At 42.5% G+C, this 22,492-nt stretch carries 31 protein-coding genes and 1 tRNA gene; 10 read left to right on the top strand and 22 right to left on the bottom strand.

All coding sequences use genetic code 11. The annotated features are described in order from the left end of the window. Window positions 1-2 precede the first annotated feature (2 nt). Complete coding sequence (locus BKM01_RS09420) at window positions 3-239, top strand: hypothetical protein (protein WP_225419921.1); 237 nt, start codon at window positions 3-5, stop codon at window positions 237-239. A gap of 34 nt (window positions 240-273) precedes the next feature. Beyond that, window positions 274-591 (top strand): ArsR/SmtB family transcription factor, encoded by a 318-nt coding sequence (locus tag BKM01_RS09425; RefSeq protein WP_072358093.1) that lies wholly within the window; start codon window positions 274-276, stop codon window positions 589-591. 3 nt (window positions 592-594) lie between these two features. On the opposite strand, the gene pncB is transcribed toward BKM01_RS09425, so the two are convergent. After that, complete coding sequence (gene pncB / locus BKM01_RS09430; RefSeq protein WP_072358096.1) at window positions 595-1,821, bottom strand: nicotinate phosphoribosyltransferase; 1,227 nt, start codon at window positions 1,819-1,821, stop codon at window positions 595-597. Between the two features lie 98 nt (window positions 1,822-1,919). On the opposite strand from pncB, the gene BKM01_RS09435 reads away from it, so the two are divergent. From BKM01_RS09435 to BKM01_RS09460, 6 genes are all read left to right on the top strand, one after another. After that, window positions 1,920-2,546 carry a hypothetical protein gene (locus tag BKM01_RS09435; protein WP_072358100.1) on the top strand — a complete coding sequence of 209 codons (627 nt, stop codon included), beginning with the start codon at window positions 1,920-1,922 and terminating at the stop codon, window positions 2,544-2,546. 75 nt (window positions 2,547-2,621) lie between these two features. Further along, complete coding sequence (locus BKM01_RS09440) at window positions 2,622-5,066, top strand: DUF3656 domain-containing U32 family peptidase (RefSeq protein ID WP_072358103.1); 2,445 nt, start codon at window positions 2,622-2,624, stop codon at window positions 5,064-5,066. A 75-nt stretch (window positions 5,067-5,141) separates the two neighbouring features. Then, window positions 5,142-6,185: a permease gene (locus tag BKM01_RS09445; protein ID WP_072358105.1), complete on the top strand. Its 1,044-nt coding sequence runs from the start codon at window positions 5,142-5,144 to the stop codon at window positions 6,183-6,185. An 11-nt stretch (window positions 6,186-6,196) separates the two neighbouring features. Next, window positions 6,197-6,904: a metallophosphoesterase family protein gene (locus tag BKM01_RS09450; protein ID WP_072358108.1), complete on the top strand. Its 708-nt coding sequence runs from the start codon at window positions 6,197-6,199 to the stop codon at window positions 6,902-6,904. A gap of 29 nt (window positions 6,905-6,933) precedes the next feature. Continuing rightward, on the top strand, window positions 6,934-7,164 hold the full coding sequence (locus tag BKM01_RS09455; RefSeq protein ID WP_072358330.1) for a thioredoxin family protein: 231 nt from the start codon (window positions 6,934-6,936) through the stop codon (window positions 7,162-7,164). Window positions 7,165-7,177: 13 nt separating this feature from the next. Further along, the gene (locus BKM01_RS09460; RefSeq protein WP_072358110.1) at window positions 7,178-7,540 is read left to right on the top strand and encodes a putative zinc-binding protein; all 363 of its coding nucleotides are present in this window, start codon (window positions 7,178-7,180) and stop codon (window positions 7,538-7,540) included. Window positions 7,541-7,597: 57 nt separating this feature from the next. Here the strand turns inward: BKM01_RS09460 and BKM01_RS09465 are convergent, their stop codons facing one another. Beyond that, the gene (locus BKM01_RS09465) at window positions 7,598-8,134 is read right to left on the bottom strand and encodes an LbetaH domain-containing protein (RefSeq protein WP_072358113.1); all 537 of its coding nucleotides are present in this window, start codon (window positions 8,132-8,134) and stop codon (window positions 7,598-7,600) included. 109 nt (window positions 8,135-8,243) lie between these two features. Between BKM01_RS09465 and larB the strand changes: the two genes are divergently transcribed. Together larB and larC are read left to right on the top strand one after the other, a co-directional pair. Beyond that, window positions 8,244-9,056 (top strand): nickel pincer cofactor biosynthesis protein LarB, encoded by an 813-nt coding sequence (gene larB / locus BKM01_RS09470; protein WP_072358116.1) that lies wholly within the window; start codon window positions 8,244-8,246, stop codon window positions 9,054-9,056. Beyond that, entirely contained in the window at window positions 9,056-10,240 is a 1,185-nt protein-coding gene (gene larC, locus BKM01_RS09475; RefSeq protein WP_072358120.1) for a nickel pincer cofactor biosynthesis protein LarC, read from the top strand. Before larB ends, larC begins: the two co-directional genes overlap by 1 nt. A gap of 42 nt (window positions 10,241-10,282) precedes the next feature. Here the strand turns inward: larC and BKM01_RS10830 are convergent, their stop codons facing one another. The 20 genes from BKM01_RS10830 to BKM01_RS09565 form a co-directional block, all read right to left on the bottom strand. After that, window positions 10,283-10,423 (bottom strand): hypothetical protein, encoded by a 141-nt coding sequence (locus BKM01_RS10830; protein ID WP_157769639.1) that lies wholly within the window; start codon window positions 10,421-10,423, stop codon window positions 10,283-10,285. A gap of 91 nt (window positions 10,424-10,514) precedes the next feature. Further along, window positions 10,515-10,757, bottom strand: a complete 243-nt coding sequence (locus BKM01_RS09480; RefSeq protein ID WP_072358123.1) for a KEOPS complex subunit Pcc1 — start codon at window positions 10,755-10,757, stop codon at window positions 10,515-10,517. Between the two features lie 2 nt (window positions 10,758-10,759). After that, window positions 10,760-11,212, bottom strand: coding sequence for an rRNA maturation protein (locus tag BKM01_RS09485; protein WP_072358126.1), 453 nt, complete (start codon window positions 11,210-11,212; stop codon window positions 10,760-10,762). Window positions 11,213-11,216: 4 nt separating this feature from the next. Continuing rightward, window positions 11,217-11,354 carry a DNA-directed RNA polymerase subunit P gene (locus tag BKM01_RS09490; protein WP_013037265.1) on the bottom strand — a complete coding sequence of 46 codons (138 nt, stop codon included), beginning with the start codon at window positions 11,352-11,354 and terminating at the stop codon, window positions 11,217-11,219. 5 nt (window positions 11,355-11,359) lie between these two features. Then, window positions 11,360-11,647, bottom strand: a complete 288-nt coding sequence (locus BKM01_RS09495; protein WP_013037264.1) for a 50S ribosomal protein L37ae — start codon at window positions 11,645-11,647, stop codon at window positions 11,360-11,362. Window positions 11,648-11,690: 43 nt separating this feature from the next. Next, window positions 11,691-12,485: an exosome complex protein Rrp42 gene (gene rrp42, locus BKM01_RS09500; protein WP_072358127.1), complete on the bottom strand. Its 795-nt coding sequence runs from the start codon at window positions 12,483-12,485 to the stop codon at window positions 11,691-11,693. Further along, window positions 12,463-13,347: an exosome complex exonuclease Rrp41 gene (gene rrp41, locus BKM01_RS09505; protein WP_072358129.1), complete on the bottom strand. Its 885-nt coding sequence runs from the start codon at window positions 13,345-13,347 to the stop codon at window positions 12,463-12,465. The genes rrp42 and rrp41 overlap by 23 nt, the downstream gene beginning before the upstream one ends. Window positions 13,348-13,396: 49 nt before the next feature. Then, window positions 13,397-14,164 (bottom strand): exosome complex RNA-binding protein Rrp4, encoded by a 768-nt coding sequence (rrp4, locus tag BKM01_RS09510; RefSeq protein ID WP_072358132.1) that lies wholly within the window; start codon window positions 14,162-14,164, stop codon window positions 13,397-13,399. A 12-nt stretch (window positions 14,165-14,176) separates the two neighbouring features. After that, the gene (locus tag BKM01_RS09515) at window positions 14,177-14,869 is read right to left on the bottom strand and encodes a ribosome assembly factor SBDS (RefSeq protein ID WP_072358135.1); all 693 of its coding nucleotides are present in this window, start codon (window positions 14,867-14,869) and stop codon (window positions 14,177-14,179) included. Between the two features lie 23 nt (window positions 14,870-14,892). Further along, on the bottom strand, window positions 14,893-15,663 hold the full coding sequence (gene psmA, locus BKM01_RS09520; RefSeq protein WP_072358139.1) for an archaeal proteasome endopeptidase complex subunit alpha: 771 nt from the start codon (window positions 15,661-15,663) through the stop codon (window positions 14,893-14,895). 71 nt (window positions 15,664-15,734) lie between these two features. Further along, complete coding sequence (locus BKM01_RS09525) at window positions 15,735-16,103, bottom strand: Rpp14/Pop5 family protein (RefSeq protein ID WP_072358142.1); 369 nt, start codon at window positions 16,101-16,103, stop codon at window positions 15,735-15,737. Continuing rightward, window positions 16,100-16,816 carry a ribonuclease P protein component 3 gene (gene rnp3 / locus BKM01_RS09530; RefSeq protein ID WP_072358144.1) on the bottom strand — a complete coding sequence of 239 codons (717 nt, stop codon included), beginning with the start codon at window positions 16,814-16,816 and terminating at the stop codon, window positions 16,100-16,102. Before rnp3 ends, BKM01_RS09525 begins: the two co-directional genes overlap by 4 nt. Next, window positions 16,803-17,240, bottom strand: a complete 438-nt coding sequence (locus BKM01_RS09535) for an RNA-binding protein (RefSeq protein WP_157769640.1) — start codon at window positions 17,238-17,240, stop codon at window positions 16,803-16,805. The genes rnp3 and BKM01_RS09535 overlap by 14 nt, the downstream gene beginning before the upstream one ends. A 14-nt stretch (window positions 17,241-17,254) precedes the next feature. Beyond that, window positions 17,255-17,845: a 50S ribosomal protein L15e gene (locus BKM01_RS09540; RefSeq protein WP_072358150.1), complete on the bottom strand. Its 591-nt coding sequence runs from the start codon at window positions 17,843-17,845 to the stop codon at window positions 17,255-17,257. Between the two features lie 138 nt (window positions 17,846-17,983). Then, window positions 17,984-18,183: transfer RNA gene (locus tag BKM01_RS10835), tRNA-Trp, on the bottom strand. 103 nt (window positions 18,184-18,286) lie between these two features. Beyond that, window positions 18,287-19,342 (bottom strand): nicotinate mononucleotide-dependent phosphoribosyltransferase CobT, encoded by a 1,056-nt coding sequence (cobT, locus tag BKM01_RS09545; protein WP_072358153.1) that lies wholly within the window; start codon window positions 19,340-19,342, stop codon window positions 18,287-18,289. A gap of 26 nt (window positions 19,343-19,368) precedes the next feature. After that, window positions 19,369-20,805: a proline--tRNA ligase gene (gene proS, locus BKM01_RS09550; RefSeq protein ID WP_072358332.1), complete on the bottom strand. Its 1,437-nt coding sequence runs from the start codon at window positions 20,803-20,805 to the stop codon at window positions 19,369-19,371. 50 nt (window positions 20,806-20,855) lie between these two features. Beyond that, on the bottom strand, window positions 20,856-21,506 hold the full coding sequence (locus BKM01_RS09555) for a ZPR1 zinc finger domain-containing protein (RefSeq protein WP_072358156.1): 651 nt from the start codon (window positions 21,504-21,506) through the stop codon (window positions 20,856-20,858). Next, the gene (locus BKM01_RS09560) at window positions 21,503-21,880 is read right to left on the bottom strand and encodes a cell division protein SepF (RefSeq protein ID WP_013037251.1); all 378 of its coding nucleotides are present in this window, start codon (window positions 21,878-21,880) and stop codon (window positions 21,503-21,505) included. The genes BKM01_RS09555 and BKM01_RS09560 overlap by 4 nt, the downstream gene beginning before the upstream one ends. Window positions 21,881-21,955: 75 nt before the next feature. After that, complete coding sequence (locus BKM01_RS09565) at window positions 21,956-22,435, bottom strand: DUF1947 domain-containing protein (RefSeq protein WP_072358159.1); 480 nt, start codon at window positions 22,433-22,435, stop codon at window positions 21,956-21,958. Window positions 22,436-22,492: the final 57 nt, after the last annotated feature.

Consider the following 22,492-nt stretch of genomic DNA (forward strand, 5'->3'; position numbering starts at 1 on the left):
ACATGATGTATGGAAATATGATGTATGGCACAGGGTTTTCAGTATGGGGAATTATACTAAACTTACTTCTTATCCTGCTTGTAGTTGGTGCTGTTGTCGTGCTTTTAACACGCAGTGGTGCCATAAATTGTGAAAGCCAGAAAACAGCAGACATAGAACGTTTGAACAGGCTGGAAAGTGAAGTAAAGGATACCAAAAAAATGGTAGAAGAAATTAAAGATAAACTTGACGAAATATAATTTGGTTTAAACTTTAGTATAAAGGGTACAACCCATGCAAAAAAAACTCCAGGGAATTGTCAGCCTTGGCGAAGCTCTATCACATCCTCTGCGACTGAAACTCATATGCATGCTTGCAGACAGGGAATGGTATGTATATGAGCTTGCCAAAGAACTAGATGTTTCCAGACAGGTACTGTATCTTCACCTGAAACGTCTTGAGAAAGCCGATATCGTTGAAAGTGATCTTCGCCTGGAAGAAGATGATATGCGTGCCAAGAAATTCTTTAAGTTAAAGGAATTTGATATAAAATTGGACGTTCAGGACCTTAAAGACATCTTTGAGACAGAAACAATCCCAAAAAAGAATTGATATTTATTCCTCATCGAGCCCTTTTGTACCGAATATATAATTGGCAACCCTTACAGCATCCCTGTCTCCTGTTACTTTTTCCTCTGAATCACTGAGTTTGACAACAGGAATATCATTGATTTTATGCAACTTGATCACAATGTTCAGGGGAGGATTTTCCTTGAAGAATCCTGAGTTATTGGTCAGGCTTGTACCTATACCGAAACTGCATTTGATTTTACCCTTACAATATTCCTGTATCCTGATTGCATCTTCGGCTTCAAGGGAATTACTGAATACTGCCATTTTCTGCGAAGGATCAATTCCAAGAGATTTGTAATGTTGAATTGCCTTGTCAATGAAAATATAAGGATCACCACTATCATGCCTGATACCATCATAAAGACGTGCCAGGCGACCATCAAAGTTGTTGAAGAAGGCGTCACATCCATAAGTATCTGCAAGGGCAATCCCGAGCCTGCCATCATAAACTTTAACCCAGTTTTCAAAGGCAAATTTATTGGCATTGCGCAAACCCACAAGGGCAGAATTACCCATAATCCATTCATGGCCTATAGTACCTATCGGCCGGGTTCCATATTTCATTGCGAGATATACATTACTGGTACCCGCAAAACTTGTGGCTCGATTTAAGGTTTCCACGACCCTATCATGAAGTTCAAAACTGCGACGACGGCGAGTTCCAAATTCACTGAGTACACATCCGGAATTATCAAGTTTGTCAGATACTTCTTTAATCATATCTCCATATTTGTCCAGAAGGTCACCTTTTGAAAGATATCCATCGGCCCAGTTATTTTCAATTGTCTCAAAATAAAGTTCAGAAACTGTAGCCATAAGCACGATTTCCCAGAGAATTGTACTATGCCACGGCCCTCTGATACATATATCAAGATTATTGTCATCCGTCAGGGATATTTCAACCTCATCGGGATTAAAGCGGTAATTCTGTAGATGGTCAAGATAGGTATGCTTGAAAAAAGGACAATTCTTTCCCAGCCAATGCCTTTCTTCATCAAGAAGGCGTAATTTGGGAATTTCTTCCCGGACTATATATTCAAGTTCTTCCTTGAACCGGGGGTTGAAACGTTGGTCTCCACGGTTTATGAAGCGATATTCTGCCTGTGCTTCAGGAAAAAGCTCAAGTACTGCCATTTGCATGGTCAGCTTGTACATATCATTATCAAGTATTGACCGGATCACCGTATTGCCTTCAGATAATTGTAACATTTATTAGAGGAATAACAGCCCTTCTGTATTGCATTACAACTATTTAATATAAATGCCTACGATGTATTAAATCGGAGATCGGTAGGAGAAGAGAAAGTATGGAAAAGAAAGAGGAAGAACTTGAAGGTGAAGGCTTTGATGAATTACTTCGCTATACTTTTCCGGGTTATATTTTAGGTTTGATTGCCGGTATATTTCTTGATATTCAGGGCTACCAGACCAATCCCTATGGCCAGTGGATTGTAAGAACTCTTGCAGGCGAGGGAGAATCAATACTCGAAGGTTTGTATTCCATCAGGCAACATCTGGAAGGTGCAGCTGGATCAATGGCTCAGGCATACGGATGGGGTAAATTTTTTGGTATCACAATCCCATGGATAATAGATGCTGCAAGCCGAATGGCAGGAGTGGATGTATATGGAATACAGGGATTCTATATTCCTTACTTTTATGCTCTTAGTGATCAAATTGGTGCCAATATTTCCGGACTTGTGTATCTCAAACGAATCGAAGGTACATGGTCTGCAGGAATAGAGCGATACCTGCACCATCCGGTGATGCTTACCAGTATTGCTGTAATCCTGCTGGTGCCGTTGGGATTGCTTTCAGCCCGAATTCTCGGATTCAGCCCTACAACACAGACTTTCACTGCCTTTGAAACAATTGTAGCAAATCTCTGCTGGCTGCCTCCTGTTGTTGGATGGATGGTTCAAAAAGGTAAGTAAATCGCTCGAAGCATTCATATAACTTGTACTGTTCTGTTGCATAAAAAGACGAACTGCAACGGAAATTGAAAAACTATGGCCAAATATCCTGAAAAAACTAATTCTCCTGAAATACTATCGCCTGCAGGGAATTATGATGCACTGCTGGGCGCTATCAAGGGAGGAGCTGATGCTATATATCTGGGGGTTGGTGAATTTAATGCTCGTCAGGGTGCATCCAATTTTACACCCGAAGAGATGGAAAATGCAATAGATCTTGCCCATTTGCATGGAATCTCAGTATATCTGGCATTCAATGTGCCGGTAAAAGAAACGGAACTACAGGATGCAATCGATATCATAGACTGCGCCTATGCAGCAGGAATTGACGCAGTTATCATGAGGGATTTCGGATTTATAGACCTGGTCAAAAAGAACTATCCTGACCTGTCCATACATGGGAGCACCCAGCTCAATACCAATAACACTGAAACTGTCAAATTTCTGGAAACACTTGGCCTCTCAAGAATAATCGTAGCAAGGGAACTTGACACTGCAGAATTGAAACACATCATTGACAGCACCGACATGGATATCGAAATCTTTGCCCATGGCGCTCTTTGTTATTCTTACTCCGGACAATGTCTCTTTAGCAGCTTTGCTGCCAACAGGAGCGCAAACCGCGGAGCTTGTGCCCAGCCTTGCAGATGGAAATTCGACCTGTTTATCAACGGCAAGGACATGAACCACCACATCGGCGGTGTATCTCCCATAAGTTGTGCCGAACTCTGCACCCTGCCGGGTTTGGAAGAACTCATCAACACAGGTATCAAAAGTCTCAAGATCGAAGGACGTATGAAAAGAGCTGAGTATGTGACCGCCAGTTCAGAAATATACAAAGAGACTGCAGAGATAATCTGCCAGGATAAAAAACCCGATTCCAACTGGTTGAAGGAAAAAGAAAACGATCTGGCAAAAATATTTTACAGGGGCTTTACCCGTGGGTTTGTACTGAGTGACAGGAATGTGACCCACCCCGAATACAGTTCCAGTTATGGGGCATTTCTGGGTAAGACACGCCGGGTAAAACGAAGTAAAAATGCTGCATCCATTAAGGTCAAATTGAACCAGACACTTGAAGTCAATGATGGAATAAGTATCCATACAAGACAAAGGATGCTTGGATCAAAGGTTGAAAAACTCACAGTTGACGGCGGGGAAGTTGAGGTAGCAGAAAAAGGGAGTATTCCCTACATACATATCAGTCCTAAAACCGTAAAATCTGTAAAGACCGGGGATGATGTATACCTGAATACAGACGTATCCCTTCTGGAAGAAATGGGTAAAAGGGATGTTAAAAAGGTACCCGTGAATTTCCAGATACGTGCAAATATCGACAGGCAACTGGAAATCACTGCTTCTGCAGGAGATATAGAGGTGCTTCATGTATCCGATTATCTTGTACAGGAGCCAAAAAAAGCCCCTACTTCTGTAGAACAGATTACTGACATAATAAAAAGACTGGGAGATACTCCATATATAGCAGATGAAATTGAGTTGAAAGGCCAGGAAGATATCTTTATCCCCCTCGGGGAACTCACCCGGGCCCGTCGCAACGTGGTGGAAAAACTACAGGAGAAGCAACTGGAAATCTACCACCGCCAGCCCAAAAGCCCAGAATTACCAGCATCCATACACAAACCCGAAGACAAAATTCCAGATAAATTACTCCTATCTGTAGAAGTAGCAGATATAGAGGGAGCAAAAGCAGCTGCTGACAGCGGAGCAGACATCATATATATCCCAGCGGATCTATTCGACAAAGTCGAGAATGACAAAGACCTCGGTCAAAAAATTAAAAGGAATAATATTGAAATAGTACTCACATTGCCTGCTATTATTCATGAGGATGAGCTCGGAGAATGGGCAGATATCCTTGGAAAAATAAAAACAAGAGGATATACTATCGGCTGTGGTGAGCCTGGAATACTTCGTTTGGCACACCAGATGGAAATTAAATGTGTTGGACTGAAAAATTTCACTATTTTTAATTCCCTAACTACAAATGTGTTACAGGCAAATGGTGCATCCCGTGTAATACTTTCCCCGGAACTTAGCCTTGAAGAAATGAAGGATGTTGTGAAGGCGTCAGATTATACTATCCAATTTGAGGCTATAGCATACGGCAGGCAGCAATTACTTGTTACCGAACATGACCTGCTCAAACCTATTGTGGATAAAGGCTTCTATGATGAAGATAGTAATGCTTTCCTCCAGCACAAAAAGACAGACAGGTACCCCGTTAAAAGATGGAGAAACAGAACTGTGATCTATGATTCCCATGTCATCAATATGTTGAATAATATAGATGACATGAAGAATACCGGTATAGATGTTCTTCGTTTAGAATTCCCACAGGAAAGTCATCGGAAAGTAGCAATTGTCGTTTCTGAGTTTAAGAAGATTCTGGATGGAAAAGGCAAAAAAAACATTCCTGACTCAAAGGTATATTCCAGAGGACTCTATTACACAGGCATCTAAAGTGTTTCAACATAAATTGAAATAGACAGGTTTATATACCTTCATTTCAATTAATATTGAAATAGAGGTTGCACAATGCCTGACCAATCATTAATTTATCACCTTGCTATCGTAGGACTGGAATCCGTACAGGAATACCTGGCACTACATGTACTGCTATGTCTGGTGCCGGCCTTTTTCCTGGCCGGAGCTATAGCATCCCTCTTTTCCAAAGAATCTGTACTGAGATTCTTCGGCAATGAGACCCCAAAATACATTTCATACCCCGTTGCTGCAGTTTCAGGCTGCCTGCTTGCAGTATGCAGCTGTACTGTACTTCCGCTTTTTGCAGGAATCTATCGCAGGGGTGCAGGGATCGGTCCTGCAACTACCTTCCTGTTCTCGGCACCAGCAATAAACATCCTGGCAATTGTCTACACAGCAAAAATCCTGGGATATGACCTGGGAGTGGCAAGAGCTGTAATTGCAATCCTTCTGTCAATCGCTATTGGACTTACAATGGCGGCCGTATTCGAGCGCCACAGGGAAAAAAAGGAAGGAATAAAAAATTTTGGTGGAAAAAGGCATGCTCATAGTGCATATCTTTTCCTTCTCCTTCTGGCAATCCTCGTTGTTCCGGAGATACTTACAGAATGGATTCCGCTGCTAGCCGTGGAAACTGTGCTTGTTATTATAACAGTATTGCTATCATTCAACTGGTTCAGTAAAGATGAATTGAAAGACTGGATGGCAGAGACATGGTTCCTGGTTAAACAAATTACACCTCTCCTTTTGTTTGGTGTTTTCTTTGCAGGTATTATGGTGGAACTGCTCCCGGCAGAATATGTGGCTGCAGTGGTTGGAGGAGCATCATTCGGTGCAAGTTTCATAGCATCGGTTGCCGCAGCACTGATGTATTTCTCCACCCTGACAGAAGTGCCTATAATCAGCGCCCTTACAGAACTTGGAATGGGAAGAGGTCCGGCCCTGGCGATGTTGCTTGCAGGCCCTGCACTGAGTCTTCCGAATATGATCGTAATCAGCAGGATAATGGGAGTGAAAAAAGCTTCCATTTACATAGCTTTGGTAGTAACAGTGGCATCAATCGCCGGTCTTATATTCGGCCTTTATTTTGTATGAAGAGGTAAAATATGAAAATACTTGTGATTTCGGATATACATGGGAATATGAAAGCTCTGGAAACTGCAATGGAAATTCCTCATGACGAGGTTATCTGTCTGGGTGATCTGGTTGATTATGGTCCATCACCCAGAGAGGTAATAGATTTCATGATGGAAAACAATATTCCCGTTATAAAGGGAAACCATGATAATGCAGTTGCAACAGGAATTGATTGTGGCTGCAGTTATGAAATCAAGCATCTTTCAATTGCCACCAGGGATTACACAAAAGACCAGCTGGATGATAGACAGCTGGATTTCCTGAAGAACCTTCCTGCGAAAATTAAAAAAGAATACAGAGGAGGCAGTGTATTATTTACACATGGAAGTCCCAGATCCTTTTATGAATATATAAAACCGCAGACATCTGATGCAGAAGTACAGGAAATGCTGGAAGGAGTGGAAGCGGATCTGCTGGTGGTCGGCCATTCACATATTCCAATGACAAGGAATGTTGGAAATATCACCATTGTAAATCCCGGATCAGCAGGACAGCCACGGGATGGCATTCCCCGCGCATCCTGTGCAGTTTTGGATACAGATTCAATGGAATTCGAAATATACAGGCTGGAATACGATATGGATAGCGTAGTGGACAAAATAAGAGAAAGGATGCCCCACTGTGATGAACTTATATCAATACTTGTAAATGCAGGCGTAAACAAAAAAGAAAACTAACTATAGGGAAAATGAAAGGAGAAAATCAAATGAAAATAGAAATTCTTGGAACCGGATGTGCAAAGTGCAAGAAGACCTTTGAAGTTGTCGAAAAGGCAGTAAATGAAGCAGGGATTGAAGCCGAGATCACAAAAGTTGAAGATATTAACAGTATTATGGATTATGGTGTAATGGTAACACCAGCAGTTGTTGTAGATGGTGATGTAAAGATTGCAGGCAAGATTCCTTCAGTCGATGATGTAAAGGAATGGATACAATAACCAGAGGGAAAATATGACCGATAATAACTGTTGTTGTTCCTCAGTAGTAGGAATATTCCCCTGTTCGGGAGCCTCCAATGTAGGACAACTGGCAAATCAGGCAGCAATCGAAATGACCAAAAATGGCAAGGGAAACATGATGTGTACAGTGGGCATCGGTGGCCGTATTGCAGGCCTTATGAAATCAGCAGAAGGAGCTGATGAGGTCGTGGCTATTGATGGATGCCCACTAAACTGTGCGAAGAAAACCCTGGAAAATGCCGGGATCGATGTAAATGAACATGTAATCATAACCGAACTTGGCATCAAGAAAAACAAGGATCTGGATCTCAAACAGGAACAGGTCAATGAAGTCCTTGAAAAAATCAATTCTTAAAGTCCAAAAGTAGATTCTAATTTAATGGAAGGGGATAAAACCTTCCATGTTTTTTGCTCAGGCACGATCCATCTTACGATAACCTTCAACAAGATCCAGATTCACACTGGAAACTTTTTGTTTAAAATCCATTAGGCCCTGATCGACCAATGGCAATTCTGTGACATCTTTCTCGCTCAGCACAGTGTGGCCTACAGGCACACTTTTGGATACCGGTAGACGGACACCCTGTACCGTAGCATTATGGAGTATCACCACATCATCTTCAAGGACACTGTCAAATACTACCGCACCAAAACCTATGAAACATCTTTTACCCAGCTGGCACGGTCCATGCACAATGCACCCATGAGCCAGTGAGGTACCTTCATCGATAACTACTTTCGATCCTTCAACTCCATGAAGAACCACATTGTCCTGAATATTACATCCTTTTCCGATAACAATAGATGCACCCGGTTCATCTGCCCGTATTACAGCATTTGGCGCTACAAGGACATCTGCTTCTATCCTCACATTTCCCATTACAACGGCGCTGTCAGCAATCCAGGCACTCTCATCGATTTGTGGTTTGTCTCCCGCTGGGTTTTTCATGATTAATTCTCCTGTTATCCCTATAAAGGATAATTACAACTATAATAGATAGCCAAATATATGAATTATATTGTAATATATAATTCATTACAGTATAGAGAGGTCAGCAATGAATCTCAAAAATCTTCTTCAAAAATACAAAAACGGTGAAATCGGGATTGATGATACCCAAGCTCGTATCCGGTCCCTGGGTTATGTTCCGGTATGTGATGTCGCCAACATCGATACCTTCAGGAAACACAGGACAGGCATCATGGAAGCAGTACTTGCAGAAGGAAAAACACCGGAAGATATTCTGGAAATTTCAAAAGCCCAGATTGGGGCAACTGGTCGTGTCCTTATTACCCGCCTTAATGAAGATCAATCCTCGTGTCTGGAAAATGAATTTGGTAGTGAGCGGATAGATTGGGGAATCCACCACAGGACTGCAGCTGTGCATGACGGGACAAACATCGTAAAGACCGGAGGTGTTGTGGCTATAATTTCAGCCGGTACTGCTGATATCGATGTTGCAGAAGAAGCACGTATGACGGCAGCGGAGATGGGATGTGAGACTGTGAAGATATATGATGTGGGAGTTGCCGGTCTTCACAGGTTGCTCAACGAAGTAAAGAACCTGGAATCTGACAGACCGGATGCTGTAGTAGTTGCCGCCGGCCGGGAGGGTACATTACCAACCGTGGTATCGAGCCTTTTTGATGTACCTGTAATAGGTCTGCCTGTATCCACCGGATATGGAATAGGAGAAAAGGGCGAAGCTGCCCTGTATTCGATGTTACAGTCATGCTCGGTTCTGTCTGTTGTTAACATCGATGCAGGTTTTGTTGCCGGATCATTCGCAGGCAGGATCGCAAATACGGTTGCTGCTGCAAGAGAACAGACTAATTCAGTAGTTATTGAGAATCAACAAGGGCGATCATAATGAAAATTCTACTGTTCGATCCATTCTCCGGTGCTGCCGGAGATATGATTATAGGTTCATTGATTTCACTCGGAGCCGATGGAAACAAAATAAAAGAGACTCTCGAATCAATACTTGATATCTCAATGCTTTTTGAAAAAAAAGTCAAACTGGGAATTGAATCTGTTGATGTAAAATTCAATATACCCGGCTTTGAAACTGCTAGAAGTTACCGGGAAATCGAGAATTTCATAAAGGGATGCGGCCTTGATTCAGATATAGAAAACGATGCTAACAGTGTTTTTGGTATCCTTGCAGATGCTGAATCAAAAGTTCATGGAAAGCCAATTGAAGAATTACATTTCCATGAAGTTGGACAAGCCGATGCTCTTGCAGATATCATCGGCTCATGCATTGCAATGAATGAGCTGGGTGTCAGAGAAGTACTTTGCCTGCCAATAAATACAGGGACAGGGACGGTAAACACATCTCATGGAATTATGCCGATACCTGCCCCTGCAACCCTTGAAATATTAAAAACGTCGGAACTGGAATTTTATGGCAAAGGAAATACGGAACTCCTGACACCCACAGGTGCTGCTTTACTGGCCCATTTTGCAAAAACCACCCTGTCCATTCCTGCCGGAAAGGTTAGGGATACAGGATACGGGGCAGGAGATATCGACACTGATTGGCCTAATGTGCTGCGTGCTTTTATGATAGAAACAGAAAAATCCTTATCCAGGGATGAAGTGGAAGTACTTGAAACAAATGTAGACGATGTAACCGGGGAAGTACTGGGAAATCTTTTTGATCGTTTACTGGAAAATGGTGCTAAAGATGTATCTATAATACCTGCGACAATGAAAAAGGGAAGAGCAGGACATATCATCAAGGTTGTAACTCACTCACATCATGGTGAGGAACTTGCCAGGATAATCATGGAAGAAACCGGAAGTCTGGGTATCCGGACTATCCCCACAAAACACCGGTATATAGCAGACCGCAAGATGGGAACAGTGGAACTGGAAATTAACGATACTCCCTACCAGATTGCAATCAAGATAGCCTACACACCAGACAGTGGCATATTACACATCTCAGCAGAATATGATGATTGTAAAGAGGTCTCAAAAAATACCGGAATTCCGGTCAGGGAAATTATAAGAAAAGCCCAAACAAAGGCCAGAGATAAATATGAATGAAATTCGAATTTCATTACCTTTAATGCATGGGCCCAATCTAAATTAAACTTCGTCTTCTTCATTTGATAGGCGATTTCCCTCGTAATAATCCTGCTGCTTTGCTATTTTATTGAATTTTTTGCAGGCACGAACCCATAAACAAAGAGGTCTCTCACTGTTTTTTTTACATGTTTTAAGAGCCATAAACTACCTCCAGATTAAACTTGAACAAGATTGAATTTAAAGTTTTTCACCGAATATGGATATTCAAAGTATATATGAAAAAAGACAAAAATTAGTATGAGGATGTCAGAGTGACCATTTCAGATGCTACTTTGATAAGCCGATACCAGGTATTCAATGTGGACCTCATCGATATTAGGTCATCTGATTTAACCCTCATTACCAACTGATAGTCCTTGACATCTATTTCTATTGATGAACGATCGGTAACCAATCTATCCAGTTCTGGTTTTACAGACAGGTACAATTTACGGGCATCCGGAGTTTCAATGATTGTTTCAGAAGATGAATCCATACTTAATCATCCGTTGTCTTGAACCCTTTTACCTTTAGATTGAATAGATTATTGCCATTACAATAAAAACTCATTAAATCATCATCTACCTGAATAGAACACGTGGAGTTATTATCACTTTCAGGTAATAAATCAGCGAGTAATCCTGCCAGTTTACCATTGCCTTTAATGGCTGGCATACTGCCCTTTGAAGAAGATTTTTTGGGTTTGTCATGGAATGCAACATTCATCCATATGGATAATTGTTGTTGGCCTTCACTATCAAAAAATGTCAGACTGGCAGGATTGCCATGATATTGTCCTACAATAAGCAGGGTTTCAGTATCCATACCATACAGTATGTCCTCCAAACCACTTTTACCCCGTGTGACATACTCGCAGTGAAAAAAAGATGCAAGATACTTACAAAGGGTACGGGTTGGAGGTGAAGGAGAGCGTGATGAGGAAATTAACATCCTCTCACTCTGCTTTCAATGTCTTTATAGTGGTAGGTCTTCCTTTTACAAGAATACGATTCCCACAATAAGGACAGCGTATTCCGGTGTACTGGTAGTCAATTTCAACTGCTCTCTTACACCGGGTACATTTATAATCCATATATATTACTCAACCTGTTCAACTGCCTTTTTAACGGTTCTGGATATCGTTTTGCCCACAGAGGTGGATGGGGTATATGTACCACCGGCAAATGTATGGCCACATTTCCTGCATTCCCATATACCTGTACCGACCCTTTTTACAGTAGGCCTGTCACATTTTACACAGGTATGTGGCATATGTGTCCGTTCTTCGATATCTCCAACAAGTTTACGATCCTTACGACCGTATCTTGTACCGTACCTTCCTGCTGAACGGGAAACCCTTCCCTTTTTTGAATACTTTTTTGCCATGATAATTGTCTCCTTGGAGGGTATGATCTAAAAACCCTGTTACTCATATTTCCAATAAATACTTTTCTCGTATAATCTCGCCTTTTTCCTTCGCGATCTTACTTGCCTTAACAACTTGTGCCGGTGTCAAACTACCTGAACCACTTTTTTGCATTGAACAAATGGAACCATCCTGATTAGAGGATATGGTAATTCTTGTTTCACATACTGATTCTTCACCATAAGTGGGATCTAACAACATTTCATCACCAATCTTGACCAGTGATATACCCACAGGCATTTCACGCACTGGCATGGGGTAATCTTCACCTTTTCCTTCTCTTTCAGAAGGTACTATTGTGGTCATGAGGGCAGCGATTGCACCCAGGGATGCGGCATCAAGTATATTTCCGGAATTGTTCAGAACATGGACATCAATGAAAACCATCCATACCTCTTCGCCTTCCGTAATACAGAGCTTGTTTATATCTATTGCGCCAGATTCCCTTATGCCTCTATCTACAATCCTGGCCATCTCAATAGCTTTCTCTCTTGGAGGACCTGCTTCAAAGTCAGGTGAAGCAATTGGATTAAGTTCCATACTGGTAATGATAACTCCTTCTGCAGGACTATCGGGGAAAGGAGTACCAACCTGCATTTTGACACCCACCATTACCTGGGTATCCCCGTACTGCACCATTGCAGAACCTTCTGCCTTATCGATAATACCTGTTTCAAGAGCAATATCCCTTAGCTCATCGAATTGGCGACCGTCTTCACGTTCACCCTTGAGCATAAGGTTGTAAATATAATCCCTTTTCAGTCTGGAAATAACCTCACTGCCGCTCATCTTCTTCACCCTCATCCTCTTCGGTTACATCATTTTCATCCGCGTTTTCTGCTTCAGATTCTTCATTGTCGAATGAGTCATCCCTTTCTTCTTCCTCTTCTTCTGATTCAGGGACTTCTTCTGGAGTTTCCTCTTCAGCTTCTTCGCCTTCTTCATCCTCATTCCCATATCTGGAAACAAGGGCTTCACGCTGAATTTCAAGAATTTGCTGGCAGCCTTTTTTAACCATCTCCAAGCCTTCTTCAAGTTCTTCAGGAGTAAGGTGGCCATCCATCTGGAGAAGAGTTATTTCCCCATCCTGGGTCATTGCGACAGGAAGATCAGCCTGACCATAATTATCTTCTGGTTTGTTGAGATCAAGAACAAGCTGCCCATCAACTTTCCCTACTGCACAGGCTGAAACAAGCCCTTTCATGGGTATGCCAGCATCTGCAAGAGCAAGTGTTGCTGCATTGATAGCAGCGGTCCTGGTCCCTGCATCGGCCTGTAATACTTCTGCGAATACATCTATTACAGCACCGGGATAATATTGTGTCATCACAACAGGTTCAAAAGCTTCTCCACTGACTTTGGATATCTCAGTACTTCTTCTGCTTGGGCCCGGTCTTATCCTGTCTTCCACAGAAAAAGAGGCCATATTATACTTGTAGCGCACAAGTACTTCATTGGGTTTCTGCATCCTTCTCGGGTGCAGTTCACGGGGGCCATAAACTGCTGCAAGCACCTTATTATTTCCCCATTCAAGGTAACATGAGCCATCAGCTCTTGAAAGCACACCCATCTCTACTTTCATGGGTCGGATCTCATCAACACGCCTTCCATCAAGGCGGAGACCCTCATCATCAATAAAACGTTCCGGTTTATCACTCATTACAAGTTCTCCAAAATCCTGCTCAGTATATTAAATATTAAAAGGCCGCTCAATTTTCATCTTCATCACTAAGCAGCACATCTACTTTTCGGCAAGCGTCTTCTGTGTAGTCCTTCTTACTACTGGTAAATGGTACAGGTTTTTCCTTTTCCTCGATTTCATCGGATTCTTCATAACGCAGGAAAGCACTAATATGGTTGGTCAATCCTGATGTGTGGGATTTATTTTCGATAATCTCTATGGCCTGTGTCAGCCTGTTCATATCCTCATCTTTACCCTTTAACCATATCCTTCCGTTTTGTCCTATGAAGATGTCACAATTGGATTCCTTTTTGAGCATTGAAACCATGGATCCATTATGACCGATGATACGTGGAACCTTCGTAGTGGATACATCTATAATCCTGCCTTCATCCAGACGGCGAAGACCTCGATCCTTCATTGAAAGTTCCACTTTCATGGAAGTATTAACATCTTTTATACGCAAAATCGCACAATCCCCGATGTCTATTTCCTTTCGCATCATTGAACTATCCACCCTTTTGGGATATTCAGATACATGAAGAAGTCCGTCATAAGGGGAGCCGATATCAAATATCCAGTTTGAAGAAGTAACTTCTATTACATAACCGATCACATAATCCCTGGGGGACGGTATGTACTTGCCTGAAAAAGGAACAACTGTTACACGGTTTTTATCATTGGCTACCCCGTAGAACAGTGAGTATACTTTGCCTTCATGCACATACGTACCTGTTCCAGCTTGCTTTTCATTTTCGGAAAGCATCTGACCGGGATAAACGATTTTGCGTTTCATCCTGAAATCTCCTTATAAGAGCTCAGTCTCAGCATCGCCTTTTGTGAGCCTGTTAATAAGACCATAAAAATCATTCTGCAATCCTGCGGGCATCCTGACTACAGCTGTCCAGGAACCATCATTTTCCCATTTATCTTTTACAAGGGTTCCGAAATTTGCTATTTCACCGTAAGATTTAGCTGCATATGAAGGAGGAACCTGTACCTTAACATCGACCTCTTCAAACCTGATAGGGATTATTGGACGAATTGCTTTCATCACAGTTTTTACCTGCTCATCAACACTTTTGAGAGGATCAATATGTACTTTTGCTTCTTCCATTGCAGTTTTAATACGGGCCGGTGGATGAGGTGCACGCGTTTGCGGATTAAGCGCATTATGAGCAATAATGCTTACAACCTGCTTTGTCTTTTCTTCAAGGAAATGTTTTCTCTGCTCCTGGGTAAGCTGTAATTCTCCATGCATTATGATGTTGCCTGCAACTTCATAAACATCATCCGTACCAAAACTGTTAATGATATCGGATTCTGCTGCATGGTCTCCTTTCTTTGCATCGGAGAAAATATCTTCAACAGCAAGAATTGTCTCCAGCTTTACATCATTTCCTTGCCTGTACTCAAGAGCACCATCCGGGTCAACCAACACTTCAAAATGGTTACTACCTTTCTTAAGACGGGCAATTAAAGCTTCATCAAGAGATACCATAATTTTTCACACCTTTACTGGATTTACTGTTCTGCTTCTTCATCTTCTGCTTCTTCGGTTTCATCTTTGTGGTTTTCAAGTATCCGCTCCACATAGGATTCAACCTGCTGACTGGAATATTTGGAGAACATCTTATCTTCCACTTTCACCACACCGACTTCCAGAGTGGATGCATCCAGTTTCATGTCTGAAGCATTGTAAAGGGCTTCCATACCAAGCATAATAGCTTCATCCAGATCCATTCCGTCCTTGTATTTTTCTTCGAAAACTTCCATGAAGGCGTTTCTACCTGCACCGATCGCTGTTGCCTTATATTCAAGTAGTGCTCCGCTTGGATCTGTTTCAAAGAGTTTTGGTGTGGAGCCATCAACACCTGCTATTAAAAGAGCTGTTCCATAAGGACGTACGCCTCCGTACTGAGTGTAGGTCTGCTTGTGATCACAAATCTTCTTTGAGAGCACATCAACGCTTATAGGCTCATCATAGGAGACAACATTAACCTGTGCTTCTACTCTGGCACGATCTACAAGAGCACGTGCATCAGCTACAAGTCCTGAAGTAGCTACCCCGATATGTTCATCAATCTGGAATATCTTTTCAATGGATTCAGCTTCAATCAAATGACTGGTAATTCTTTTGTCCACCAGGAGGACTACACCGTCACGGGCTTTGATTCCAGCAGCTGTGGTTCCTCTCTTTACTGCCTCACGGGCGTATTCTACCTGAAATAATCTGCCATCAGGACTAAAAACCGTGATCGCTCTATCATAACCCATTTGTGGTGCCATCTGCATTTCGTATCTATCTCCTATTAATTCTTATGCACGTGGTATCGATAACAACGTATAATATAGTTTCTATCCATTTATATGTGTTTGTCGTCAGGGACGCTATATGAATCCCTTTTTTCAATGTACTTTTCGGTTGCCGATCGCACAGTACCTGCAATTCCAAGCACATTTACAATTGCAGGATAACCACCTACTTTTGTAATTGTAGCAAGTATAGCCCGGGTCAGGTCTTCTGAACCTCGCTTGCAGCGAAGTATACCCATATTATCATTAAAATCAAGCAGCCTGATACCGGCCTGACTTGAACCAAAGTCGCCAATTAATGCAGCGGAATTGGAAAATATCTCATTGAGCAAATCCTCCCGTGAAACCCGCACCTCACATATTAATTCCAGTGCAAGATACCTTTTCGGGTCCCGAAGAGTAGGAGGGAGTACTTTCATTGACAAAGCTCCTGACTATTGTATTGAATAATGCGAACACCTTGCGGAGTTGAGGTATTTCTTCTGTTGCGTTTGATGATTCCTTCCGGAATAGTACTCAAAGCTGCATTTGCTTCATCCTCTTCCATACCGAACAACCCGGCAAGCGCAATCATTTCCCGGGGAGCCCGCATGTCATAGCAGGACATTGCATTGCTCGTAAGTATTGTGGGAACATTGTATTTTCTTGCAAGCTGTAAATTTTTCCTGAAATGTCCCAGAGCATGTACCCGCCTTCCACCCCTCTGGTTGATTATAGCATCAAGGTTGAATGCGATTGCCACTTCATTATCGTGGGCTGATTTTGCAAGGACATGATTAAAACCATTGTCTCTGCCGGTGGGAAGATTAGTCAGGACATCTACATTGGGATTTTCTACTGCACTGCGATTTATGGATTCACTGCCCCCATGAACCACAAGAACATCTACTTTCTTACGAAACTTCCCAACAAAACCATGAAGTTTTGAAGAATTACGGACTTCTATTTCCACACCCTGAACCAGTTCTATACCTTCATGCGAACCATCAGATGGTGGTTCCTTATCAATATGATTCGTTATACCAATTCCTGAATATCCAAGATGGTTTGCAACTGAAAGCATCTGGTTTACAGAACTTGAACCATCCGGAAGCACATGGACATTCAAGTCATAATAATCAGATCTGCTCAAAAAAATCCTCCAGCATTTCAAGGGCCTTATTCCTGTCTTTAGGATAAGTGGCGATTTTTATTTTGACAGCAATCGCATCAGAAGATGATTCTGCAACAAGTTTTCCAGAATATGCTTTCTGCTTGCTAAATCGTAGATGCAACATCAGCTGATCATCAAGACGCTCATCAAGTTGGCGAACAAGTTCATCTCTTTGGGATTTAGATAATTCCGAAACCAAGCGGTCCATAAAAGCGGAAGTTTCAGCCTTGCGCTTAAGATCCAGACTATACAAAGCCATCGGGTTACCGTAATGTCCATCCACAACCAGATAATTTATCTGATTATCGATATCCGGGGAGTTACGGATAACATCCGGTAAAAGAAATTTCAGGGCAGAGATTACTCTGTCCCTGTCTTCGGTTGCATGCGCAGTTACGCGCAATGTTATATAGTGAATCACTTGCCCTGGTTATTGTTGGACCGGACACTCGGCCTGGTTTTCTCCGTACCGGTTCCTTTACTGCGCATACCTCGACTCTTTCTTCCTGCGCTTGTTTTTCCACGGAAGGTACGTCCGCGGCTGGAACTGTCACACACCCAGTTGAGGTCCTTGTCTTTAACAATGGCAGGATGGAATGGATCCACAAGAATTGCTTCGAACCATTTGTTCTTTCCGTCTTCTCCTACCCAGTAAGAGTTGAGTACTTCCATGTTAGGATGGCGGCGTGAAGCCCTTTCCTCGGCAATTCTCTGGAGACTCTTTTCTCCAGTGATCTTATTTTTACCCATGTGCTGGGTCCTTCTTCCACGCATATAACGTGAATTACGCCTGCTTCCACGATGTACCTTTACACGTACGACTGTGATTCCCTGTTTTGCCTTATACCCAAGGGAACGTGCACGGTCTACACGGGTAGGCCTTTTTACACGGGTTACTGAGCCTTCACGTCTCCATTCCTGGAGTCTTTCCCATCTGAGATCCTTTACATAAGAATCATCAGGCCTTTTCCATGCGTCTCTTACATAACTGTAAAATGATTTTGACATTATTTCACCTTGTTTCATTCATTGACGGTTCAGCCATAAAGGCCACACTCCAACGGGATTTTTCCCGTAGATGAAACACGCCGCTAATACGACGGCAATATGATTTAAAGGTTTGTGTTACAAAAGAAAAGAAAAACGTGGGGCTGGTGAGATTCGAACTCACGATCGACGGGTCTCTCCGAACAACTGCGCTTAGCAGCTTTGACTGTTCTTATGAACACATATCAGTGCTCCAACGGTTCCTCACTGGCAAACCCCGTCGGGCAAGCCTCAGTAGACCCGTTGTTCATCATTTATCCGCTGGAGCCCGTCGCCATTCCTGGCTAGGCCACAGCCCCGCAAAACACGTTGCATGAAACGTGTAAGCATCCACCCAATACACCTCATATATAATATATTTACCGGTGCAGAGGCGGATAACCTGGCAAATATGTAATGAATTTAATCATAATCTTCAAGCAGATCTGCCAGTTCAATGCAAATCTTCTCCACCTGTGCTGTCATTTCCTGACGAGAGTGGCCCAACAAACGTCCCATATAAAAGGCCCCTCCTGCACCGACTCCTTCTTTCACATAGCCCTTTTCATACTGCTGGAGGCCTACAAGTTTAGATTTGCCAAATCCAAGATCTTCAGCAAACATATCTACTCCTATTTGTTTTGCCAAATCACGGAAATTTGCAGTTTCATCATTTGCCACATAGCTAGTAGTAACAATGGAAAGATTACTCGTATCCATTCCCATATGTTTTATGATACTGAATACGGCAGCCATCTGTGTTCCACCTGCAAGAATTACACGTGTACCATTACCTATACCGGAAACAAGTCCGGCAACCGCAGGCATCATGGGATCCCCCACACAGCGTACAGCTTCAAGAGGATCCTGCCTGAGTTTTCCGTGAGTGATATCTGAAGACTCAAGAGCTTGCTTTACAACCTGTGCTTTCAGTCCTATAGGATTCACTGAAGCACTACTACTCACTTTTCCATCATATCCCAGAGCGTTAAGAACCGCCTGAGCTGTTGTCGTCCCACCGGGAATACTCTCCCCAATAACTATGAAATCAGACTTTCCTTTGAGGTTCTTACCTGTTTCTTCTGCACGTTTGAAAACGGTGTGCGGATCATCTACTGCGATTTTATTACGTATATCCGCCCCTGCAGGAACTTCAAGGTCTATCATAGGTACTTTCGGAGTGAGTTTCATACCCGCACGCACAAACACATGAGGAACTCCCGTAGTAACCAGAACGGCCCGGGTAGTAAGCCCTGGCGTAGGAGTGTTAAAAGGAGGAGTCATAGGCAGAACGGGAACACTTATGATATTCCCCGTTTCCAGCACTTCAGCATCTCCTGCAGGAGTATAATCTGTCAGTTTGGCACTCTTTCCTGCGGCTGAAAGACCCTCTATATATGCAGTTTCAGTGTTGGAAAGCACGCATACGAAAAGAGGCTTTTCAGGTACATCTTTATGTCCAGGTAGGAATGAATCCATAATTACCACTGTTTTATTTTATAAATTCAATAGGTTCTTGCAATATAAATGGAATTGACTGCCTCTTCACCACACAGAGGGCATTTTTTACCCTTACAACCAGGTTGTTCATTCGGTATTCCGAGTATTCCGGCTCCAATGACATCTTCCATCTCTTTACCGCAATCTTCTCTTCCACACCAATAAGTTTGAACAATTCCATGAACCAGTTTATCTTTGATCCCTTCCAGACCCTCACAAAGGAAAATATGCTCCCTTAATTGTGCCTCAGCCTGTGAATACAGGTTTTTATGTATATCTGCGAAGGTCTCCTTTATGGTTGCAGATATATCCTCAAGTGGAATCTGTTCTTTTTCACCGGTATCCCTTCTTGCCATCATTGCTGCCTTATTTTTCAGGTCACGGGGACCAATTTCCAGCCTGATAGGTACTCCCTGCATCTCCCATTTGTAATATTTGGCACCCGGGCGCTTATCGCTATCATCAGTCTTGACCTTAATACCGGCATCCTTGAGCTCTTCTGAGACCTTTTTACAGGCTGCAAGAACTTCTTCGGGGTTTTTGAATATGATAGGAATAATAACAACCTGCACCGGGGCCACCTCAGGTGGAAGTACAAGTCCCTTGTCATCACCATGAGTGGAAATTAGTGCTGCAAGACAGCGTTCGGAAACACCATAACAGGCCTGGTGAGCATATACCTGTTCCCCTTCAGAATCTTCATAGGTTATTTCAAAAGTCTTTGCAAAATTGTCGCCCAAATGATGGGCAGTACCCACCTGAAGCGTCCTCCCGTCAGGCATCAGTGAATCAACAGCAATAGTATAATCCGCACCCGGGAACTTGTCCCATTCAGGTCTTCTGGAAGATAGTATCGGTATCGCAAGCCTGCGGTAGAATTCAGTATAGATCCTGATTGCCTCATCTACCTGCCAGGCTGCTTCATCCCATGTAGCATGAACTGTATGCGCTTCCTTGAAAGAAGTTATCTCCCTGAGGCGTATAAGAGGACGCGTGTGTTTTGTCTCATAACGGAATGTGTTGACAATCTGATACAGGCGCAAGGGAAGATCTGCATGAGAGCGCACCCAGAGCTTATACATAGGATATATGGCTGTTTCACTTGTGGGCCGCAGTGCAAGATTTACTTCAAGGGGAGATGTGCCCCCATGGGTCACCCAGTAGACCTCATCCTCAAATCCCTTTATGTGCTGTGCCTCTTTCATAAACTCGGGTTCAGGGACAAGCAGAGGAAACATTGTTTCTTCATGGTCCCTATCAAGAAGTTGCCTCATAATAGAATATGTTTTTTTTCTGATAGTGAAACCAAAGGGATGCCAAACATAAATACCCTTTACAGGGTAACGTACATCCATTATCTTTGCAATTTGGAGTAATTCATTATACCATTCACTGAAATTATCTTTTGATGGCAATGATGCTTCTTTTTCCTGTTCGCCCATAAAGTCACCAGAAATTGTTTTTAAAAATCCTGCGAAGATAAACAGGTCCATTATTTATAGTCATTTCCAAGGGGTTGGATATTTTCAGAAGTGTCAACCTTAAGATCAGCAGAATCTGCATCCAGAATTACCATCCCTGTCTTAAGTGCTGATGCCTCCTCCGGAGTAAGATTGCTGCATGATGCCTTCTCAGATATAATAGTACTGTTACCCAGTGGATCTTCCATTATGACGGTAAGATCAACCTTGCTGGAAAGTGCATCATTTAACCTTTCCAGAATGTTTTTCCCTGCAGCCTCTTTTTCCGGATCATCTTCCGACCATTTTATTGCAGTTTCCACTACATCCCTGACTCTGTAGAGCAATCCTTCAATATTTGTCACATAGGAATCAGAAACATTACCTGGTTCGACAACAATACCAAGTTCAGGAATTCTTATAGTTCCAGATATTGACCGGATAACCCTGCAGTTAAGGTCTTCTTCCTTTTCTATTTTCAATTCACAACGTATCGGCTCTTTCTGAGCCAGGATCATAGTGTCTGTAAAACGAAAACCACACCCGCAACGACTCGTTACATACATAACTTCACCAAAAAAAGGTATATCGTCACTCTGCCAGTGTATGATCATTTCATTATGGCAAAGGGGACATGTGGTTTGGGTATCAAATCCCTCTTTCCTTTCGCTTTCTGGGTTCAATATCTCCCACCAATTACCTTGGACCTGTCTATTTTTACGCCGGTTGGTGTTACCAATACCTGATCTTCTTTAATCCCCGCGATATCACCGTGGACATCGATTATAACTTCCTTGAGATCTTTCAAAGCACGGTCCAACATCAATTTATCAGCCTTTATATTGGAAATATCAATCATAAGGATATTACCGTCATATATTTCCTTTTTAAGGGACGGTAATTCGTTAAGATTGGTAAGTTCAGCAACCCTTACGTAAGTTTCAGCAGGTTCTTCATCCATTACCTCTTCATATTTACCAAGATCAAGTTCCGTGTACTCCTCTGCAGAAGAAGTAGCTTTAGTTCCACTTCCGAACAATTTGTCCATGAATGCCATAGTCCGCACCTTTTATTTTGAATTAAAGAACTAATGTCCTTATAACGTTCATTATATTTTAAAGATATCTTTGTCTTAAAGTTCCAGATTCCAGAACTCATCACCCACATAATGCAGGGATTCTACTGCTTTGCCTGAATCCGCAACCATCTGTGGTCCAGGCACAAGGGCCTTTCCGATAGCCAGTGGTTTATTATGAGCTTCCTCTTTTATAACGACAATGTCCCCTTCTTTGATAACAGGATCTGCCGAAACAATACCTGGGCTCATTATATCCGCGCCATTAATAACAAATTTAACGGCACCCTGGTCCACAACTACCACGTATTCATTTATACCATATTCAAGCACGCCCCTAACTGTAGGGTGCCAATCTTCCTCATATTTGAAGAATAATATTTTACCCTCTACAATGAGGACTTCCATGTCATCTGCCCGGGCACTTTCTATTTTACTATCTTCAAGACGGCTAATCTTGCCAAACTTTTCTTCCATTCCTTCAAAAAGTTTCTTCCTATCGGATTTCCTCAATTGTACCCTTGATTTTACCTTCAACGTATCACCCGGACGGATAATCTGATTGTATTAGAATAAAAGCTGCCATAAGGATTT

This window comes from Methanohalophilus portucalensis, from assembly GCF_002761295.1.
GTDB lineage: Archaea > Halobacteriota > Methanosarcinia > Methanosarcinales > Methanosarcinaceae > Methanohalophilus > Methanohalophilus portucalensis.

Excerpts from the sequence above, each read along its gene's own strand:
- BKM01_RS09420 (WP_225419921.1), top strand. The coding sequence starts at position 3 with ATGATGTATGGAAATATGATGTATGGCACAGGGTTTTCAGTATGGGGA.
- BKM01_RS09425 (WP_072358093.1), top strand. The coding sequence starts at position 274 with ATGCAAAAAAAACTCCAGGGAATTGTCAGCCTTGGCGAAGCTCTATCA.
- pncB (WP_072358096.1), bottom strand. The coding sequence starts at position 1,821 with ATGTTACAATTATCTGAAGGCAATACGGTGATCCGGTCAATACTTGAT.
- BKM01_RS09435 (WP_072358100.1), top strand. The coding sequence starts at position 1,920 with ATGGAAAAGAAAGAGGAAGAACTTGAAGGTGAAGGCTTTGATGAATTA.
- BKM01_RS09440 (WP_072358103.1), top strand. The coding sequence starts at position 2,622 with ATGGCCAAATATCCTGAAAAAACTAATTCTCCTGAAATACTATCGCCT.
- BKM01_RS09445 (WP_072358105.1), top strand. The coding sequence starts at position 5,142 with ATGCCTGACCAATCATTAATTTATCACCTTGCTATCGTAGGACTGGAA.
- BKM01_RS09450 (WP_072358108.1), top strand. The coding sequence starts at position 6,197 with ATGAAAATACTTGTGATTTCGGATATACATGGGAATATGAAAGCTCTG.
- BKM01_RS09455 (WP_072358330.1), top strand. The coding sequence starts at position 6,934 with ATGAAAATAGAAATTCTTGGAACCGGATGTGCAAAGTGCAAGAAGACC.
- BKM01_RS09460 (WP_072358110.1), top strand. The coding sequence starts at position 7,178 with ATGACCGATAATAACTGTTGTTGTTCCTCAGTAGTAGGAATATTCCCC.
- BKM01_RS09465 (WP_072358113.1), bottom strand. The coding sequence starts at position 8,134 with ATGAAAAACCCAGCGGGAGACAAACCACAAATCGATGAGAGTGCCTGG.
- larB (WP_072358116.1), top strand. The coding sequence starts at position 8,244 with ATGAATCTCAAAAATCTTCTTCAAAAATACAAAAACGGTGAAATCGGG.
- larC (WP_072358120.1), top strand. The coding sequence starts at position 9,056 with ATGAAAATTCTACTGTTCGATCCATTCTCCGGTGCTGCCGGAGATATG.
- BKM01_RS10830 (WP_157769639.1), bottom strand. The coding sequence starts at position 10,423 with ATGGCTCTTAAAACATGTAAAAAAAACAGTGAGAGACCTCTTTGTTTA.
- BKM01_RS09480 (WP_072358123.1), bottom strand. The coding sequence starts at position 10,757 with ATGGATTCATCTTCTGAAACAATCATTGAAACTCCGGATGCCCGTAAA.
- BKM01_RS09485 (WP_072358126.1), bottom strand. The coding sequence starts at position 11,212 with ATGTTAATTTCCTCATCACGCTCTCCTTCACCTCCAACCCGTACCCTT.
- BKM01_RS09490 (WP_013037265.1), bottom strand. The coding sequence starts at position 11,354 with ATGGATTATAAATGTACCCGGTGTAAGAGAGCAGTTGAAATTGACTAC.
- BKM01_RS09495 (WP_013037264.1), bottom strand. The coding sequence starts at position 11,647 with ATGGCAAAAAAGTATTCAAAAAAGGGAAGGGTTTCCCGTTCAGCAGGA.
- rrp41 (WP_072358129.1), bottom strand. The coding sequence starts at position 13,347 with ATGAGTGATAAACCGGAACGTTTTATTGATGATGAGGGTCTCCGCCTT.
- rrp4 (WP_072358132.1), bottom strand. The coding sequence starts at position 14,164 with ATGAAACGCAAAATCGTTTATCCCGGTCAGATGCTTTCCGAAAATGAA.
- BKM01_RS09515 (WP_072358135.1), bottom strand. The coding sequence starts at position 14,869 with ATGGTATCTCTTGATGAAGCTTTAATTGCCCGTCTTAAGAAAGGTAGT.
- psmA (WP_072358139.1), bottom strand. The coding sequence starts at position 15,663 with ATGCAGATGGCACCACAAATGGGTTATGATAGAGCGATCACGGTTTTT.
- BKM01_RS09525 (WP_072358142.1), bottom strand. The coding sequence starts at position 16,103 with ATGAAAGTACTCCCTCCTACTCTTCGGGACCCGAAAAGGTATCTTGCA.
- BKM01_RS09540 (WP_072358150.1), bottom strand. The coding sequence starts at position 17,845 with ATGTCAAAATCATTTTACAGTTATGTAAGAGACGCATGGAAAAGGCCT.
- cobT (WP_072358153.1), bottom strand. The coding sequence starts at position 19,342 with ATGGATTCATTCCTACCTGGACATAAAGATGTACCTGAAAAGCCTCTT.
- proS (WP_072358332.1), bottom strand. The coding sequence starts at position 20,805 with ATGGGCGAACAGGAAAAAGAAGCATCATTGCCATCAAAAGATAATTTC.
- BKM01_RS09560 (WP_013037251.1), bottom strand. The coding sequence starts at position 21,880 with ATGGCATTCATGGACAAATTGTTCGGAAGTGGAACTAAAGCTACTTCT.